The sequence below is a fragment of the Streptomyces adustus genome, from assembly GCF_009377175.1.
Lineage (GTDB): Bacteria > Actinomycetota > Actinomycetes > Streptomycetales > Streptomycetaceae > Streptomyces > Streptomyces adustus.
On the sequence record NZ_VJZD01000190.1, the window covers coordinates 1 to 18,577 of the forward strand.

Consider the following 18,577-nt stretch of genomic DNA (forward strand, 5'->3'; position numbering starts at 1 on the left):
GCCCGTCACTTCCCCGGTGCCGGTCGTCCCCGCCGGGTCGCCCCTCCGGCAGGTCCCCCAGCCCCGCCCCACCGATGTCTTCGCCGAGCGTCTCCTCGCGGTGCTCAGCGGGCTGCACCCCGTCCACCGCATGCTGCGGCACACCGTCGGCCGGGCCTACGACGAACTGGCCTGGCTCGCCGAGCACGGCCCCCTGCGCGGCACCCGGGGCAGCCGCCCCGTGGTCCGCGACATCGGCTACTACGTCCCCCGCCCGGGCGCCGTCGAGGCCTTCGCCCGCATCGACGCGGGCGACCGGCTGCGGGCCATGGCCTTCCGGCTGGAGCTGGGCGCCGACCGGCGCTGGCGCTGCACGGCGGTGGAGCTGGGCGGCCCCCGCAGGCCCCTGACGGACGACTGCTGAACGCCGAAGGGCCGGGCACCCCGAGGATGCCCGGCCCTTCACGACTCACCGCTCACGCTCGCCCCGCACGGGGCGTGCGTCACTTCTTGCGACGGCCGATACGACGACCCTGCTTGCGGCGCTCGGCGCGGGTGAGGCCGTCGGCCTCCGAGCGCACGGGCTCGTCGTCCTCGGCGAAGTCGCCTTCGACGATGCCGCCCTCGCCGTCCACGGTGGGCGCCGAGAAGTGCAGCCGGTCCCGGCGCTGCGGGGCCTCCAGGCCCTTGGCGCGGATCTCGGGACGCGCGCCGGCCTGGGCCGGGACCACGTCCTGGGTCTCCTTCGTCAGCGACGGCTGGACGTCCTCGACCGGGACCTCCTCGACCTGCTGCTCGACCTGGACCTCCAGGTTGAACAGGTAGCCGACGGACTCCTCCTTGATGCCCTCCATCATCGCGGTGAACATGTCGAAGCCCTCGCGCTGGTACTCGACCAGGGGGTCCTTCTGCGCCATTGCGCGCAGGCCGATGCCCTCCTGGAGGTAGTCCATCTCGTAGAGGTGCTCACGCCACTTGCGGTCGAGGACCGACAGCACGACCCGGCGCTCCAGCTCACGCATGATCTCGGAGCCGAGCTGCGCCTCGCGCGCCTCGTACTGCTCGTTGATGTCGTCCTTGATGGACTCGGAGATGAACTCGGCGGTCAGGCCGGCACGGTCGCCGGCCGCGTCCTCCAGCTCCTCGACGGTGACCTTCACCGGGTAGAGCTGCTTGAACGCGCCCCACAGCCGGTCGAGGTCCCAGTCCTCCGGGAAGCCCTCGGCGGTCTCCGCGGCGATGTAGGCGTCGATGGTGTCGCTCATGAAGTGCTGCACCTGCTCCTGGAGGTCCTCGCCCTCCAGGACACGGCGCCGCTCGCCGTAGATGACCTCGCGCTGACGGTTGAGGACCTCGTCGTACTTCAGGACGTTCTTGCGGGTCTCGAAGTTCTGCTGCTCGACCTGCGACTGGGCCGACGCGATCGCGCGCGTGACCATCTTGTTCTCGATCGGCACGTCGTCGGGCACGTTCGCCATCGACATCACGCGCTCGACCATCTGGGCCTTGAACAGCCGCATCAGGTCGTCACCGAGGGAGAGGTAGAACCGGGACTCGCCCGGGTCGCCCTGTCGGCCGGAACGACCGCGCAGCTGGTTGTCGATCCGGCGCGACTCGTGCCGCTCGGTGCCGAGGACGTAGAGGCCGCCGAGCTCCTCGACCTCCTCCTTCTCGGCCCGGACCGCCTGCTCGGCGCGCTCCAGGGCGGCGGGCAGGGCCGCGGCCCACTCCTCGATGTGCTCCTCGGGGTCGAGGCCGCGCTGGCGCAGCTCCGCCTCGGCGAGGTCCTCGGGGTTGCCGCCGAGCTTGATGTCGGTACCACGGCCGGCCATGTTGGTGGCGACCGTCACGGCGCCCCGGCGGCCGGCCTGGGCGACGATCGTCGCCTCACGGTCGTGCTGCTTGGCGTTGAGCACCTCGTGCTGGATGCCGCGCTTGCTGAGCTGCTGCGAGAGGTACTCGGACTTCTCGACCGAGGTGGTGCCGACCAGGATCGGCTGGCCCTTCTCGTGCTTCTCGGCGATGTCGTCGACCACCGCGTCGAACTTGGCGACCTCGGTGCGGTAGATCAGGTCGGACTGGTCCTTGCGGACCATCGGCTTGTTCGTCGGGATCGGGACCACGCCGAGCTTGTAGATCTGGTGGAACTCGGCGGCCTCGGTCATCGCCGTACCGGTCATGCCGGAGAGCTTGTTGTAGAGGCGGAAGAAGTTCTGGAGGGTGATCGTGGCGAGCGTCTGGTTCTCGTCCTTGATCGGCACCCCTTCCTTCGCCTCGATCGCCTGGTGCATGCCCTCGTTGTAGCGGCGGCCGGCGAGGATACGGCCGGTGTGCTCGTCGACGATCATGACTTCGCCGTCGATGACGACGTAGTCCTTGTCCTTCTTGAAGAGTTCCTTGGCCTTGATGGCGTTGTTCAGGTAACCGACGAGCGGGGTGTTCACCGACTCGTACAGGTTGTCGATGCCCAGCCAGTCCTCGACCTTGGAGACACCGGGCTCGTGGATGGCGACGGTGCGCTTCTTCTCGTCGACGTCGTAGTCGCCGGTCTCCTCCAGGCCCTTCAGCGGGTTGCCCGCCTCGCCCTTCTTCAGGCGCGTGACCAGCTTGGCGAAGTCGCCGTACCACTTGGTGGCCTGGTCGGCCGGGCCGGAGATGATCAGCGGCGTACGGGCCTCGTCGACCAGGATGGAGTCGACCTCGTCGACGATCGCGAAGTTGTGACCGCGCTGGACCAGTTCGTCCTGCGACCACGCCATGTTGTCGCGCAGGTAGTCGAAGCCGAACTCGTTGTTCGTGCCGTACGTGATGTCGCACGCGTACTGCTCGCGACGCTGGGCCGGCGTCATGTTGGCCAGGATGCAGCCGACCTCCAGGCCCAGGAACTTGTGGACGCGACCCATCATCTCGGAGTCGCGCTCGGCCAGGTAGTCGTTGACCGTGATGAGGTGGACGCCGTCTCCGGAGAGGGCGTTCAGGTAAGCCGGCAGCGTGCCGACCAGGGTCTTGCCCTCGCCGGTCTTCATCTCGGCGACATAGCCGAGGTGCAGGGCGGCACCGCCCATCATCTGGACGTCGTAGTGCCGCTGGCCGAGGACGCGCTTGGCGGCCTCGCGCACGGTGGCGAAGGCCTCGGGCAGCAGGTCGTCCAGGCTCTCACCGTCGATGTAGCGCTGCTTGTACTCATCGGTGAGGGCCCGCAGCTCGGCGTCGGAGAGGTCGACGAAGTCCTCTTCGATGGAGTTGACCTGGTCCGCGATGCGGTGCAGCTTGCGCAGGATCTTGCCTTCGCCTGCACGCATGATCTTCGAGAGGACGGACACGGGGGTTGGTCTCCTTGCCGGTCGGGCCTGGGACGGTCGGTTTCCATTTGACTTACTGAGCAACGGCCATCGTATGCGAGGACCCCACCACCCCGGGAGGCCTGCCGCCACCACGACGGCCGTCTTCAATGGGCACAACGTACGGAGCACTCGGATGGTGCCGCGCCCGGCCGCCGAATTGCACGAAACGTGATCACAGGCTCACGCGGCGCAAAGAGATGGCGCCCATCGGCCGGACGCGCGCAGAATCGGCCGATGGAACCCGTCACGCTCACCACCGGCCGGCTGGTCCTGCGCACCGTCGGCCCGGAGGACACCGACGCCGTGTACGGCGCCGCCCAGGACCCCGACATCCAGCGCTGGACCACGATCCCCTCGCCCTACCTTCCCGAGCACGCCCAGGGCTTCACGCACCAGCTGGTCCCGGACGGCTGGGCCGACGGCTCGATGTTCACCTTCGGCGTCTTCCTCCCCGCGGGGGACCTGGTGGGCATGCTCGCGCTCACCATGCGCTCCCTGGGGATGACGGAGATCGGCTTCTGGGCCACGAAGGAGCACCGCGGCAACGGCTACATCACCGAGGCCGCCCTCGCCGCCGCCCACTGGGCCTTCACCCGGCTCGCGGTCGACCGCGTCGAGTGGCGCGCCGAGGTCGGCAACCACGCCTCGCGCGCGGTGGCGGAGAAGTCCGGCTTCACCGTCGAGGGCACGCTGCGCTCCGCGATCAACAACAAGGGCGTACGACGGGACTGCTGGGTGGGCTCCCTGCTGCCCTCCGACCTGGGACTGGCGTCCACGGCGCCGTACCTGCCCGCCCCCGGGCGCTCCGCCTAGGACCTGGCGTCAGGGACGGTCCGGCGTCAGGGGAGGGCGGGCAGGCACGGCCGCGCGCCCCGGGCCGCACGCCCGTACGACCGCGTGTCGGCGTCCGGGCGTGTCGGTGTGTCCGCGCGCGTGTCCGCGCGCGCGTGTCCGCCCGTCCCGTGCCCGCCCTCGTCGTCTCCCGCTGTCAGTGCCACCCTCTATCGTGCGGATGTATGACGACCCCGCGCCCCATCCCCCTCTCGGCGGACGACGCCCGACGCATCGCGCTGCGCGCACAGGGCTTCCTCGGCGCCCCCGACCGCCGGGCCGGCGTCCGCGGTGTCCTGCGTCATCTCGGCGCGGTCCAGCTCGACACCATCTCGGTGCTCGCCCGCTCCCACGAGCTCATCCCGTACGCACGCCTGGGCGCCGTGGGCCGCCGGACGGTGGACGACGCCTACTGGACGGACACGCACGCCTTCGAGTACTGGTCGCACGCCGCCTGCATCCTGCCCATCGAGGAGTGGCCGCACTTCGCCTTCCGCCGTCGCGCCTACCGCAACCGCCCGCACTGGAACCACGAGCTGCCCGAGGGCACCTACGACCAGGTGGTCAAGCAGCTGCACGCCGAGGGCCCCCTCACCGCGACGGAGCTGGGCGGGGCGAAGAAGACCAGCGAGTGGTGGGACTGGTCCGGCACGAAGGTCGCGGTCGAGCGGGCGCTGATGTACGGCGAGGTGGTGTGCGTCGAGCGCCGCGGCTGGAAGCGGGTGTACGACCTGGCCGAGCGGGCGATCCCGGCCGCGCTGCTGCACGACGAGCTGGACGACACCGAGTGCCTGCGCCGCCTGGTCCGCCTGGCCGGCCAGTCCCTCGGCGTCGGTACGCGCGCGGACATCGCCGACTACCACCGTCTCAAGGGCGAGCAGTTCGACGCGGTGGTCGCGGATTCGGGTCTGGTCCCGGTCACGGTGGAGGGCTGGGGCAAGCCCGCCTGGGCCGACCCGGCGGCGCTGGAGACCGCGCCGCGCGGCCGTCACCGCACCACGCTGCTGTCCCCGTTCGACTCGCTGATCTGGGAGCGGGCGCGCACGGAGCGGATCTTCGGCTTCACCCACCGTCTGGAGGCCTACGTTCCCAAGCCCAAGCGGGTGTACGGCTACTTCGCGATGCCGGTGCTCGCCGGCGGCCGTCTCGTCGGCCGGGTGGATCCGGCCCGCGAGGGCCGCACGCTGGTCGCCAAGCAGGTCACCCTGGACGGCCCGAAGGCCGTTGCGGCGGTGGCCGAGGCCCTGGTGGCCGCGGCGGGCTGGGTGGACTGCACGGACGTCCGCGTGGAGCGCGTGGACGCCCCCGAACTGCGCGCTCCGCTCACCGCGGAACTCGCCCGGGCCCTCGCCTAGGACCTGCCGCACGGCGGCCGGCTGCCCTCGCCTCGGCCGCCGCCCGCGGTCCGGCCGTCACCGGATTTCGAGGATCTTCTCCCGCATCGCGTACACCACCGCTTCCATCCTGGAGTGCAGCTGCAATTTCTCCAGGATGTTGCGCACATGGTTCTTCACGGTGTTCTCGGAGATGAACAGCTCCTTGGCGATGTCCCGGTTGTTCATCCCGGTGGCGACGAGCTTGAGCACCTCCAGCTCGCGGTCCGTCAGCCGGGGCGCGGGCACCAGTCGGCGCTCGTCCGTGCGCTGGATCATCGACTTGAACTCGGTGAGCAGCTTCGATGCCATGGAGGGGCTGATCTGCGACTGCCCGTCGGCCACCGCGCGGATGGCGGTGGCCACCTCGTCGGTGGAGATCTCCTTGAGCAGATAGCCGGTCGCACCGGCCTTGATCGCCTCGTAGAGATCCGCTTCCTCGTCACTGATCGTCAGCATGATGATCTTGGCGCTGGGGGCGACCTCCTTGATGGAGGTGCAGGCCTCGATCCCCCCGCGCTTCGGCATCCGCACATCCATCAGGATGATGTCCGGCAGCAGGTCGGCGGCCTTGTCGACGGCTTCGGCCCCGTCGCCCGCCTCTCCCACGACCTGGATGTCCTCCTCGGCGGCGAGCACGATCTCCAGGCCACGGCGGAACAGGGCATGGTCGTCCACGACAAGGACTCTGATCGGCTCCTTGCGTGAAGTACCCGCGTCCGGGCCCATGCCGACGACGCCTCCCGCATCCCCGTCATGCATCGGTCCGAAGCTGTCCGCCATCGTTCCTCCCCCTGAAGGCTTTGGCCGTGGTCCTGTGCCATCGCCAACCCAAGGCAGCGGCCCACCGGTTGAGCCGCGGCCCCCATGCTTTCATGCCCGCACCGCAACACGGTGACAGAGCGGTGCACGCGGCAGGCGCACATCGGTGCCCCTGGGGGCGCGAGCGCGCTCCAGGGGCACCGTCTCATCTGTCATCCGTGAAGGTCAGCCACCGAGCGCTCCGCCCGCGTCGGGGGAGTGCGCCTGGGTGACCATCGTGTCCGTGCTGAGGTGGATCACACCGTAGTCGTACGCGTGCCTCCGGTAGACGACACTCGGTTCCTTGGTCTCGGAGTCGACGAACAGGTAGAAGTCGTGTCCGACCAGCTCCATCTCGTAGAGAGCCTGGTCGAGCGTCATCGGAGCGGCGACGTGTGTCTTCTCGCGGACCACCAGGGGGCCGTCGCCCTGCACTTCCAGTGAACCGATCCGCTTCGTGGGCACGCTGTCCGAGGCTTCCGCCGGGACGGGGTGGCCGTTGCCGTTGAGCGTCGCCACTCCCGGGACGTGGTCGGCGACCTCTGCCGCCGTGAGCCTGCGGGCGCCACGGCGCGTGTACCTCTTGTCGTGCTGCTTGCGCAGCCGGGCGTCCAGCTTCTCCGCTGCCAGGTCGAGTGCCGCGTACGGATCGTTGGCCGCCGCCTCCGCCCGGATCACCGGACCGCGGGAGCGGAGCGTGATCTCCACTCGGTCACAGCGGTCGGCCTGTCGGGGGTTGGGCTCCTTGGACACCTCGACGTCGAGGCTGATCACCTTGCCGTCGAGCTTCTGGATCTTGTCCAGGTTCAGCTTCTCGGCCACGTGCTTGCGGAACCGCTCGGGCACCTCGGTCTTGCGGCCCTTGACGACGATGTCCACGCAGAACTCCGTTCCCGGATCGCCCCGCATCAACGGCGGGGCATCTCCCTTTTGCACCAGGCTCCGGCGAACTCCGGAACCTCGGACTCGGCGACTTCCACCTCCTCCTCCCCCATGGGCAAGATCTACACCCCCGATGCCGTCGCCGATAGCGCAAAACCACGGCACGGCATTCGGATATGCGAGGGTGGCCTGCGGCTTTCCCTCACAACCGAACATATCTCGCCCGGACGGATGTCGTCACCCTCTAACGCGACGTACCTCCGTTCAGGTGAATTGACCGGCTCATTACCTGCAACGACACAAGCCCACGGTCAGTTCCGGTTTATTTCGAAAGAATCCGGCGGCGCCGCGATCACGGCTGCACAGACCGGGCCACGACACTCGTCGTCGTCCGCCCGTGACCGTCCGGACCGAACCGGCCCCGGCCTCCCTTCGCTCGTCCCGTCCGTTCGTTCCTCTCTGCCTTCCCGACCTGCTCGCGGATACACGGGGGTGGCCCCCATGAACCCTCGTTCGCCCGTATCCGGCCACCGGTACGCCCCCGCCCGCGCCGCCTCCGCCCGCACGGCCCGCTCGGCCCGCTCGACCCGAACCGCCCGCACCGCCCGTGCCGCCTCGGCGAGGGAGGCACCGGTGGTCATCAGGTCGTCGACGAGCACGACCGGTCCCGCCTCCAGCAGCCGCCCCGCGCCGGGAGCCACCGTCAGCGCGCCCGCGAGGTTCGCCAGCCGCTGCCGCGAGTCGAGCCCCGCCTGGTCGGCCACGAACCGCCGCTGCCGCAGCACGGCGAGCACCCGGGCCTGTGTCCCGGTGCGGCGCAGTTCACCGGCGGCCGCCAGCGCGATCCGCCGCGCCGGGTCGTGCCCCCGCGCCCGCACCGCCCGCCGCCCGGACGGCACGGGAACAAGCAGCACCGGCACCTCGGCCCCCGCCGCGGCCCGGCCGGCTCCGGGTCCGGGTCCGGTGACGACCCCGCCGGTCCGCGCCCCGGCCGCCGCGAGCCCCGACCGCACGGCTCCCGCCAGAGCTGTGCCGAGCGGTCCCGCGAGCGCCAGCACGCCCCGCTCCTTGTGGGCCAGCAGCACGGCCCGCACCTCGTCCCCGTACCGCGCCGCCGCGTGCACGGCCGGCAGCCCGGGCGGCCGCGGCACCGGCCGCACCCGGCCCGGTGCGGCCCCGTACAGAACGGCACGGCACGGCGCGCAGAGCACCGTGCGAGGCCGTCCGCAGCCTCCGCACTCGGCCGGCAGCACCAGATCGGTGAGGTCCCGCCACCACCCCCGCATGTCCACCACTGTGCCCGCACCCACACCGCTCGGCCAGGCCTGTGGAAAACACCCTGTGGAAAACTCCGCGCATTTCCGAGGGACAGACACCCCACACATGCGCAGGCACCCCACACGGCGGCGAAACGACAGGACAGGCCGGAAAAGCGGACGGCCGCCTCCGTACCGGGGACACCCCGAACGAAAACGGCCGTCTGCTTCAACCTTTTATCCGGAAAGAATCCGGAACCTCTGCCCGCACGCCCGCACCCCGAAAACCGGGGACGGACGTCGCCCGGACCCGGAAACCCGGATCCGGCCGACCGGATCACCCCGGATAAACCGGAGCCGATCCGTCCTTGACCACCTTCTGCCACTGCGCGCCGGAAGGCAGCCGGACGATCCCGTCCTCCGAGTAGGCCGCCAGGGGCAACCGCTCGTCCTCGGAAGCCGCGATCTCCTTCACGCCGGTCACGGCGGCGGGCGTCGGCCCCTCCGGCACGGAGCCGTCGACCTCGACGTACCGCATCTGCTGCACGCCACCCTGCTCGCGCCCGACCACCACGAGCCGGCTGTCGCCGGCCCACGCCATGGTCGTGACCTCTTCCAGCTCAGGAGTGGCGGAGCGCAGTTCGAGGACCGACACCACCGGCCGCTCGCCGTCCTTCTCGTCGCGCTCGATCCGCCCGATGAGCAGGGACTCCTTGCCGTCCTTCTCCTCCACCACGAGGGCGATACGCACCCCGTCGGCGGCCACCCGTACGTCCCTGATCCGCCCGGTCAGCGCCGGAGCGCGCACTTCCAGCGGTACGCCCGCGCCCTGCTCCAGCAGCAGCAGCCGTGGCGCGACCGGGTTGCGGTCGGCCACCCACAGGTCGCCGCGCGCGTCCCAGCTGGGCGTGGTCAGCCGGTCGGTCTCCGTCTTGCCCGTGCTGCGCAGCACGGGCTCCCCCAGCGAACTGCCCGAGACCAGGGAACCGACGTACAGCGCCTTGCCGTCGACGCTCACTCCGGCCGCCGTGTGCTCGTCCCGCGAGACGGCCGCCGCCCGCAGCTGCTTGACCTCCTCGCCGAGCGGCCCAGGCACCGGCTCGGCCTTCGGCGTGTCGCCGCTGCCGCCCGGGATCCGCACCAGCCGGTGCTTGCCGTCGATGAAGTACAGGTAGTCGGGGTGGCTGGCCGAGCCCCGCGCGGCGACGGCCACGGCCGACTCCTCGTCGAGCGAGCACAGCCGTGCGCCGCCCGCCCGCAGCTCGACCTCGTCCACCGCCGGGGTGAGGTTGTGCAGCGTGTACAGGAGCTGGGCCGCCATCTCGGTGCACTGGGTGTGCCCGACCCGGGCGGCCTTGTCGTTCAACGGCACGGTCAGCTTGTTCTGGTCGTCGGGCGTCAGCGAGGTGACCCCCTTGTCCAGCGCCGTGCCGGTGGGGAAGCTCGACCTGACCACCGGCCGCAGCCAGCTGGTGGGGCCCTGGAGGAGGGAGCGCACCATCTCCGTCATCGGGTCCACGCGCTCGCGCACATAGACCGGATCGGCCACGCCCGTCGGCTGTCCGGTTCCCGCATCCGCGCTGTTGGAGGCGAAGTAGTACTTGTTGACGGACATGTAGTTGCGCTCGAAGTCAGACTTGCCCATGACGACGCCCTGCGGCAGACCGTCGATGCGCCACTGCCCGGTCTTCCTGTTCTTCGTGAGGTGCACCGGCTGGCTGTAGCGCCCGGAAGCGGGCGTGTACGCCTGCTGGGCGTCCACGGCCGCGACCATGGTGCCGGTCAGGGTGAACGAGAAGTCGTCGCCGTCCGCCCGGCCCCCCGACGGATCGGCCTCGGTGCCCGGGCCGTCCAGCAGCACCATGGTGGACACATCGGGCTTCCAGGTCTGCCTGGCCTCACCCGTCAGATACTGCCGTGCCGTCGCATAGGTCGGGTCGTCGCTGGTCAGCGCCTCCAGAAAGCCCTGGACGATCTCCGAGGGCTGCGCGTTCTCCCGCGGCGGCATGGCGAACACCCGCACCTGGATGTCCTGGCGCGGCGTGGACTCCACACCTCGCAGGTCCCCGTCGTCGGGCATCGACGCACACCCCGCCAGCAGTACGACCCCACTGGCGGCGTAGGCCACCACCGCGCGCCCCGGCATCCGCCGGGCGCCCCCCTCGCGGTCAGCGCCCACGAAATGCCTCCCCTTGCTTGTCCGCGTCCTGGGACCGGGTGTCCCGGCGGGACGCGGCCGCCTCCACAGCGGGCGTGTCGTCCTGTCTCGGCCCGCCCGTGGCGGGCCTGGGCACCACGCGCGCGCCATTGCCGGGCAGCGCGGTCGGGTCCGCGGTGGCGGCCACACCCGCTGTGCGCGGCCCCAGCGGGGCCCTCGACGGCGTCTTGTGCTCACCGGTCGACTGCATCGGCACGGTGGCGGCCTTCTCGCCTCCCCCGCGCGGGATACCGGCCTCGTCGAGCCCGCGGTTGCGCCGCGAGTCCTTGGGTTCCAGGGGTATCGGCGAACCGCGCAGCGGCTCGTCCGCGGTGCGCGGCAGCGTCAGCCGGAACTGCGAACCGCCGCCCGGCTCACCCCAGGCCTGCAACCAGCCGCCGTGCAGCCGCGCGTCCTCCAGGGCGATGGACAGTCCAAGGCCCGTACCCCCGGTCGTACGCGCGCGTGCCGGGTCCGCCCGCCAGAAGCGGCTGAAGACGCGGGTGGCCTCGCCGGGCTTGAGCCCGACGCCGTAGTCGCGCACCGCGACCGCGACCGCACCGCCCGCCGAGGCGAGTTTCACGACCACGTCCCTGCCCTCGCCGTGCTCGACCGCGTTGACGACGAGATTGCGCAGCACGCGCTCCACCCGGCGGGCGTCCGCCTCGGCGACGACGGGCTGGAGGTCGCCGACGACCCGGATCGTCGTGCCCTTGCGCTCGGCCAGCGGTTCGGCACCGCTGACCACACGCCGCACGACCTCCCTGAGGTCGATCGCCTCGGCCTCCAGGGCCGCCGCGCCCGCGTCGAAGCGGCTGATCTCCAGCAGGTCCGCGAGCAGCGTCTCGAACCGGTCCAGCTGGTCGGCGAGCAGTTCCGCCGACCGCGCGGTGATCGGGTCGAAGTCCGCGCGCGCGTCGTGGATGACGTCCGCGGCCATCCGTACGGTCGTCAGCGGTGTGCGCAGCTCGTGCGACACGTCGGACACGAACCGCCGCTGCATCCGCGACAGGTCCTCCAGTTGCTGGATCTTCAGCTGGAGGCTCTGCGCCATCTTGTTGAAGGCCTCGCCGAGCCGCGCGATGTCGTCCTCGCCGGTGACCTTCATACGTTCCTGGAGGCGCCCCGCGGACAGCCGCTCGGCGATCCCGGCGGCCATCCGCACCGGCGTGACGACCTGCCGCACCACGAGCCACGCGATGGCCCCGAGCAGCACGACCACGAAGAGGCCGGCGGTCGCCAGGGTCCCCTTGACCAGACTGAGGGACTTCTCCTCCTGCGTCAGCGGGAAGAGGTAGTACAGCTGGTACGGGTCACCGTTGGGGTCGTTGACCTGCTTGCCGATGACCAGGGCCGGCTGGGACTCCTTGCCGTCGTCCTTGTAGAGGATGCGGGTGTACTCCTGCGCGGCCGCCGTGCTGCTGTCGATGCGCGCGCGCAGCTCGTCGGGCACGCTCTTCGTCGGGTCGACACCGCCGGAGGCGCGCGGTCCGCGGCCGCCGCCGCTGTCGTCGCCCGCGGGCAGCGTCACCACGTCGAAGGCGCCCTGGCCGCCGCTGGAGAGCGACGACACGAGGTTGCTCATCCACTCGATGACGTTCTGGGAGGGCCGGCCGTCCACCGTGGCCGCATCGCCGTCGGTACCGGCCGCCGCCTCGTCCGCCTTCTGCTTGGCCACCGCGAATCCGCCGGTGGCCTGGCTCTGCGAGGCCTTCACCTTGGCGTCCAGCAGGCCGTTGCGCACCTGTCCGATGACGACGAAGCCCAGCAGCAGGACGACTCCGAGCGACATCAGCAGCGTCGTGACGACGACCTTGAGCTGGATGTTGCGCCGCCACAGCCGCATGACGGGCAGCAGCGGCCGACGCACCCAGCGCATGACCAGGCGCAGCACCGGGCTGCCCTGGACCCCGCCCTGGAGCAGCCCGCCCTCCCACAGACGTCCCCAACGGGAAGTCATCGTCTTCCGGTCGACAGGCCGCCCGGCTCGGGCCCCGTTCTGCCCGGACGCCGAAGCGGCGCTGTCACCGGTCATGTCAGCTGGGTCCTGCCTTGTAGCCCACACCTCGGACGGTCACGACGATCTCCGGGCGTTCCGGGTCCTTCTCGACCTTGGAGCGCAGCCGCTGCACATGCACGTTGACCAGACGGGTGTCCGCCGCGTGCCGGTAGCCCCACACCTGCTCCAGCAGGACCTCGCGGGTGAACACCTGCCACGGCTTGCGGGCCAGCGCGACCAGCAGGTCGAACTCCAGCGGCGTCAGCGCGATCGACTGCCCGTCCCGCTTCACGGAGTGCCCGGCGACGTCGATGACCAGGTCGCCGATGGCGAGCTGCTCCGGTGCCGGCTCCTCGGACCTGCGCAGGCGCGCCCGGATGCGGGCGACCAGCTCCTTGGGCTTGAACGGCTTCACGATGTAGTCGTCGGCGCCGGACTCCAGGCCCACCACGACATCGACGGTGTCGCTCTTCGCCGTCAGCATCACGATCGGCACCCCGGACTCCGCCCTGATCAGGCGGCACACCTCGATGCCGTCCCGTCCGGGCAGCATCAGGTCCAGGAGCACCAGGTCGGGCTTGCTCTCACGGAAGGCGGCCAGCGCCTTGTCACCGTCAGCTACGAAAGACGGCTCAAAACCTTCACCACGCAGCACGATACCGAGCATCTCGGCCAGTGCGCTGTCGTCGTCGACGACAAGGACTCGTCCCTTCATAAACGACATCATCCCATTCTCGTAACGGTGAAGGAGGTGCAGGTGAGCAGGGTCACCGACCCGTGACGATAGTCGTACCCGGCCATCACTGTCTGCCCTCGGCCACGGACACCGGCGTCCCCGTCCTTCACGGGCGGCAGACCGCCGACCCGCAGACCGTGACCGGCGAGGCGTCCACGTCGCCTCGCCCCACCCCGATCACATCAGTCCATCGCCGCCTCGCGCGACCCGGCGCACAGCCGGGCGAGCGCCTCGGCCGTCACCGGCGAGACGACACCCTCCTCGGTGACGATCGCGGTCACCAGCTCCGGCGGGGTCACGTCGAACGCCGGGTTGTACGCCTGCGTGCCCAGCGGCGCCACCGGGATCCCGCCGCCCGCCCCGGCGGGCTGCACCTGCGGCGCCGTGACCTCGGTCACCTCGAACCCGGGACGCTGCTCGACCTCGATCGACGCCCCGTCCGCCGTCTGCGGATCCACCGTCGTCACCGGCGCCACCACGATGAACGGCACATGGTGGTAGCGCGCGAGCACCGCGAGCGGGTAGCTCCCCACCTTGTTCGCCACCGATCCGTCGGCCGCGATCCGGTCGGCCCCGATCAGGACGGCGTCCACCTCGCCCGCCGCGAACAGCGACCCCGCCGCGTTGTCGGTGAGCAGGGTGTACGCCATGCCGCTGCGGGCCGCCTCGTACGCGGTCAGCCGCGAGCCCTGGAGCAGCGGACGCGTCTCGTCCACCCACAGGCGCCGCAGCCGTCCCGCCCGATGTGCGGCGAGGGCCACCGCGAACGCGGTCCCCTCCCCGCCCGACACCAGCGATCCGGAGTTGCAGTGGGTGAGGACACGGTGTCCGCCGCCGGGCAGCAACTCGTCCAGCAGCGCCAGCCCGTGCCCGGCCATCCGGGCGCTGGCCTCCGCGTCCTCCCGGTGCAGCTGCCGCGCCGCGGCCAGCGCCGCCGCGGCCGCCTGCCGCCGGGCGTCCCCGCGGGCCAGCGCGGCCGCGTACGCCGACCGGGCCCTGCCCACACCGACGGCGAGGTTCACGGCCGTGGGCCGGGCACCGGCCAGCGCCGTCGCGGCCTCGTCCACGTCGAACCCACGGGCGGCGGCGAGCGCGACCCCGTACGCCCCGGCGATGCCGAGCAACGGCGCCCCGCGCACGGCGAGCGAGCGGATCGCCTCCACCAGCGCGGACGCGTCCGTACAGACCAGTTCGACCTCCTCGCTCGGCAGTCTCGTCTGGTCGAGGAGCACCAGCACCGGGCCCTCGGGCGGCTCCTCCCAACGGATGACGGGTATCTCGGTCGGCCGCTTGCCCTCGCCTGCTTGCGCGTACTGATCAGCCATGCCGTCAGTCTGCCCCGGATCCGTCGGACAATTGAAGGCGTGCAGCCCCGACCGCGGCCGGTCCCCCGATGACCACCCCATGGCACGATGTCTGCCAACCTTCCGCCGCGACCGCGGACGGGCACCGTGAAGGAGCGACGATGAAAGACACTCCGGGCTGGGCCTCGCCCGGATCCGCCCCGTCCGACGGGCAGACGCCCGATGCGCCCGGCCCTACCGAGCCAACCGCCGCACAGCCCACGGCCCCCTCGGACGCGGACCCGCAGAACCCCGCCGCCAAGTGGTCCCAGGTGCAGCCGCCACCGGCGCAGTGGTCCGCGCCGGCCGTCCCGCCGAACACCGGCCAGACCCCGCCGCCCCCACCGCCCGTCCCGGGCCAGGGCCACCGGCCCCCCGGCGGCCCTGGCGGTCACTACGGCTGGGGCGCGGGCTGGGGCGGCCCGCCGCCCGCCGCCAAGCCCGGGGTGATCCCGCTGCGCCCGCTCGGCGTCGGCGAGATCCTCGACGGCGCGGTGGCCACCATGCGCGCCCACTGGCGCACGGTGCTGGGCCTGTCGCTGGCCGTCGCGGTCGTCACGGAGACCGTCGTCGTGCTGCTGCGCGGCCTCGTCCTGGACGAGAGCGCCGGCACCGAGGCCCTCGACAACCCGAGCGCGACGGTCGGCGAGCTCACGCGCGCCATGGAGTACTCCCTGCTCAACTCCGGCGTGCTCGTCCTGGTCTCCATGATCGGCACCCTGGTGGCCACCGCACTGCTCGCCACCGTCATCAGCCGTGCGGTCATCGGCAAGCCCGTGACCACCGGCGAGGCCTGGCGCGACGCCCGCCCCCAGGGCGCGAAACTGTGCGGCCTGATCCTGCTGCTCCTGCTCCTGACGTTCGGCGTCACCGCCGCGGGCGCGGTGCCCGGCATCCTCGTCGCCCTCGCGGGGGCCGCGGCGCCCGGTGCCGCCCTCGCCGTCCTGGGCAGCATGGGCACCGCCGTCGTCGCCCTGTGGCTGGTCGTCCGCTACTCGCTGGCCGCACCCGCCCTGATGCTGGAGAAGCAGGGCATCCAGAAGTCGATGAGCCGCTCGGCGAAGCTCGTGCGCGGCGCCTGGTGGCGGGTCTTCGGCATCCAGCTGCTCGGGGCGTTCATCGCGAACATCGTCGCCGCGATCGTCGTCGTCCCGTTCACCCTGCTCGCCGCCGCCCTGAGCGGAGGCGGCATCTCCGGCTTCCTCACCAGCGGCAGCGACTACGGCTGGACGTTCCTCGTCATCAGCGGCATCGGCGCGGTGATCGGCTCCATGATCACCTTCCCGATCAGCTCGGGCGTCACCGTGCTCCTCTACATCGACCAGCGCATCCGCCGCGAGGCGCTCGACCTCGATCTGGCCCGCGCCGCCGGCGTCCAGGGCTACAGCAGCTCCGGCGCCACCCCAGGGAGCTGATGCGGTGAGTCCGACGGGGGGAGTTCTCACAGCAGTGCCGGCGCTGCCGCACACCACCGGCACGGTCGTACGGGCCCTGCTGCGCGCCGGCGACACATACATGGGCTCACTGGCACGCTCCGACGAACCGCCGGTGACGATCGGGCGGGATCCCGCGCGCGAGGCGGCCCGCCGCGAGCTGTCCAAGAGCGTGTACCACCAGAACGACCCCGGCCTGGTCGAACGCGCCCTGAACGCCGTGTGGGAGTGGATCGGCAGACTCCTCGCCACCGCCTCGACCGCGACCCCCGGGGGGACGGTCGGACTGGTTCTGATCGTCCTGGCCGTGCTCGCCGTGCTGGGCGCCCTGTGGTGGCGCCTGGGCACCCCGCGCCGCCCGACCACGTCCTCCCCCGCCCTGTTCGACGACCGGCCCCGCACCGCCGCCGACCACCGGGCGGCCGCCGAGGCGCACGCCGCCCAGGGCCACTGGAACAGGGCCGTCCAGGAACGCATGCGGGCCATCGTCCGCTCCCTGGAGGAACGCGCTCTGCTCGACGTCCGCCCCGGCCGCACCGCCGACGAGGCCGCCGCGGAAGCGGGCCGCGCCCTGCCCGAGCACGCCGACCGGCTGCGCACGGCCGCCCTGGACTTCGACGACGTGACGTACGGCGGTCGCACGGCGGGCGAGCGGTCGTACCACCGCATCGCCGAACTCGACCGCGATCTGGAGAGCGCCAAGCCCGACCTCGCGACCAGCGCCCCCAGCACGGCCCACAGCGCCCGCCAGGGAGCCGCCGAATGACCCAAGAGGCCACGCTCCCGTCCACCTCGGTCTCGCCCTCCGCCCGGCATCTGTGGACCCGCGCGCGCGGTATCGCCCTCGCTCTCGTCCTGCTGCTGGCCGGGGGCGTCGCGATCGCCGTGGTCCGCTCCGACACCGGGCACGGCACACTCGACCCACGCTCCGTCGACCCCTACGGCAGCCGCGCCGTCGCCGCGCTCCTCGCCGAACGCGGCGTCGACACCCATGTGGTGACGACCCTCGACGAAGCCCGCGCCGCGGCCGGCCCGGACACCACCCTGCTGGTCGCCGTCCCCGACCTGCTGACCCAGAGCCAGCAGAGCCGACTGCACTCCACCACCGCCGACACAGGCGGCCGCACCGTACTCGTCGCCGCGGGCAGCTGGTCCGTCGAACGGCTCGCCCCCGGGGTCACCGCGGACCCCGCCACCAGCCTCGACGCGACGCTCTCCCCCGCCTGCGACCTGCCCGCCGCCCGGCGCGCCGGCACCGCGGACACCGGCGGCATCCGCTACACCACCACCCACCGCGACGCCGACGAGTGCTACCCCAGCGCACGCCTGGCCACCCTGGTGCGCGTCCCGAACGCGTCCGGCGGCGGCGACACCGTCGTGCTCGGCGCACCGGACATCCTCTACAACGACACCCTCGACGAGCAGGGCAACGCCTCGCTCGCGCTTCAGCTCCTCGGCTCTCGGCCGCATCTGACCTGGTACCTCCCCTCACCGGCGGACGCCTCGGCAACCGACCAGGACGGTGAGACGAGCTTCCTGGACCTGCTCCCGTCCGGCTGGCTGTGGGGCACCCTGCAACTCTTCGTCGCCGCAGCCGTGGCCGCCCTGTGGCGGGCACGCCGCCTCGGCCCCCTGGTGCCCGAAAGACTCCCCGTGGCGATCCGCGCCTCCGAGACCGTCGAAGGCCGCGCCCGCCTCTACCGCAGAGCGAACGCCCGCGACCGCGCGGCCACCGCTCTTCGCTCCACCACCCGCACCCGACTCGCCCCCCTCGTGGGCGTCCCCGTGGCCCAGGCGCACGCGCCCGAGGCCCTGCTCCCCGCGCTCTCCGCCCACCTGGACGGCGAAGGACAGCTGCTGCACTCCCTCCTCTTCGGCCCGCCGCCCAGCGACGACAAGGCCCTGATCGCACTCGCCGACCGACTCGACGCCCTCGAAAGAGAGGTACGCCGTTCATGATGGACCCGACCACTGACAACGCCGGGTACACCAGGGATCAGGGCAACGCCCGGGCCTCCCTGGAAGCCCTGCGCGCCGAGATCGCCAAAGCCGTGGTCGGCCAGGACCCCGCCGTGACCGGACTGGTCGTCGCCCTCCTCTGCCGCGGACACGTTCTCCTTGAAGGAGTCCCCGGAGTCGCCAAAACGTTGCTCGTCCGCACCCTCGCCGCCGCGCTCGAACTCGACACCAAGCGCGTCCAGTTCACCCCCGACCTGATGCCGAGCGATGTGACGGGCTCGCTGGTCTACGACACCCGCAGTGCCGAGTTCTCCTTCCAGCCCGGCCCGGTCTTCACCAACCTCCTGCTCGCCGACGAGATCAACCGCACCCCGCCCAAGACCCAGTCGTCCCTCCTCGAAGCCATGGAGGAACGCCAGGTCACGGTGGACGGCACCCCACGTC

The 18,577-nt window shown here is 71.6% G+C and carries 15 protein-coding genes; 7 read left to right on the forward strand and 8 right to left on the reverse strand.

What is annotated here, in order from left to right; genetic code table 11:
* Positions 1-403, forward strand: a 403-nt coding sequence (locus tag FNH09_RS33560) for an Rv3235 family protein (protein WP_238427270.1), incomplete at its 5' end; no start/stop codon positions are given.
* A gap of 79 nt (positions 404-482) precedes the next feature.
* Here the strand turns inward: FNH09_RS33560 and secA are convergent.
* On the reverse strand, positions 483-3,302 hold the full coding sequence (secA, locus tag FNH09_RS33565; protein WP_162469486.1) for a preprotein translocase subunit SecA: 2,820 nt from the start codon (positions 3,300-3,302) through the stop codon (positions 483-485).
* Positions 3,303-3,557: 255 nt separating this feature from the next.
* On the opposite strand from secA, the gene FNH09_RS33570 reads away from it, so the two are divergent.
* Entirely contained in the window at positions 3,558-4,136 is a 579-nt protein-coding gene (locus tag FNH09_RS33570) for a GNAT family N-acetyltransferase (protein ID WP_152893676.1), read from the forward strand.
* 203 nt (positions 4,137-4,339) lie between these two features.
* The gene (locus FNH09_RS33575; RefSeq protein ID WP_152893677.1) at positions 4,340-5,509 is read left to right on the forward strand and encodes a winged helix-turn-helix domain-containing protein; all 1,170 of its coding nucleotides are present in this window, start codon (positions 4,340-4,342) and stop codon (positions 5,507-5,509) included.
* Positions 5,510-5,566: 57 nt separating this feature from the next.
* Here the strand turns inward: FNH09_RS33575 and FNH09_RS33580 are convergent, their stop codons facing one another.
* From FNH09_RS33580 to mtnA, 7 genes are all read right to left on the reverse strand, one after another.
* Positions 5,567-6,310 carry a response regulator gene (locus FNH09_RS33580; protein ID WP_152893678.1) on the reverse strand — a complete coding sequence of 248 codons (744 nt, stop codon included), beginning with the start codon at positions 6,308-6,310 and terminating at the stop codon, positions 5,567-5,569.
* A 204-nt stretch (positions 6,311-6,514) separates the two neighbouring features.
* The gene (gene hpf, locus FNH09_RS33585; protein ID WP_162469487.1) at positions 6,515-7,207 is read right to left on the reverse strand and encodes a ribosome hibernation-promoting factor, HPF/YfiA family; all 693 of its coding nucleotides are present in this window, start codon (positions 7,205-7,207) and stop codon (positions 6,515-6,517) included.
* A gap of 314 nt (positions 7,208-7,521) precedes the next feature.
* A complete protein-coding gene (locus tag FNH09_RS33590) occupies positions 7,522-8,496 on the reverse strand; it encodes a ComF family protein (protein WP_152893680.1) in 975 nt (324 codons plus the stop codon).
* 307 nt (positions 8,497-8,803) lie between these two features.
* Entirely contained in the window at positions 8,804-10,645 is a 1,842-nt protein-coding gene (locus FNH09_RS33595) for an LpqB family beta-propeller domain-containing protein (RefSeq protein WP_162469488.1), read from the reverse strand.
* Positions 10,635-12,698, reverse strand: a complete 2,064-nt coding sequence (mtrB, locus tag FNH09_RS33600) for an MtrAB system histidine kinase MtrB (RefSeq protein ID WP_152893681.1) — start codon at positions 12,696-12,698, stop codon at positions 10,635-10,637. The genes FNH09_RS33595 and mtrB overlap by 11 nt, the downstream gene beginning before the upstream one ends.
* A 1-nt stretch (position 12,699) precedes the next feature.
* Complete coding sequence (mtrA, locus tag FNH09_RS33605) at positions 12,700-13,389, reverse strand: two-component system response regulator MtrA (protein WP_202919805.1); 690 nt, start codon at positions 13,387-13,389, stop codon at positions 12,700-12,702.
* 191 nt (positions 13,390-13,580) lie between these two features.
* Complete coding sequence (mtnA, locus tag FNH09_RS33610; protein WP_152893683.1) at positions 13,581-14,723, reverse strand: S-methyl-5-thioribose-1-phosphate isomerase; 1,143 nt, start codon at positions 14,721-14,723, stop codon at positions 13,581-13,583.
* 140 nt (positions 14,724-14,863) lie between these two features.
* Between mtnA and FNH09_RS33615 the strand changes: the two genes are divergently transcribed.
* The 4 genes from FNH09_RS33615 to FNH09_RS33630 form a co-directional block, all read left to right on the forward strand.
* A complete protein-coding gene (locus FNH09_RS33615) occupies positions 14,864-16,156 on the forward strand; it encodes a hypothetical protein (RefSeq protein ID WP_152893684.1) in 1,293 nt (430 codons plus the stop codon).
* Between the two features lie 4 nt (positions 16,157-16,160).
* On the forward strand, positions 16,161-16,940 hold the full coding sequence (locus FNH09_RS33620) for a DUF4129 domain-containing protein (protein ID WP_338017763.1): 780 nt from the start codon (positions 16,161-16,163) through the stop codon (positions 16,938-16,940).
* A complete protein-coding gene (locus tag FNH09_RS33625; protein ID WP_152893685.1) occupies positions 16,937-18,133 on the forward strand; it encodes a DUF4350 domain-containing protein in 1,197 nt (398 codons plus the stop codon). The genes FNH09_RS33620 and FNH09_RS33625 overlap by 4 nt, the downstream gene beginning before the upstream one ends.
* Positions 18,133-18,577 (forward strand): AAA family ATPase (locus tag FNH09_RS33630; protein WP_152893686.1); only part of this gene is annotated, 445 nt, incomplete at its 3' end. The genes FNH09_RS33625 and FNH09_RS33630, both read left to right, overlap by 1 nt.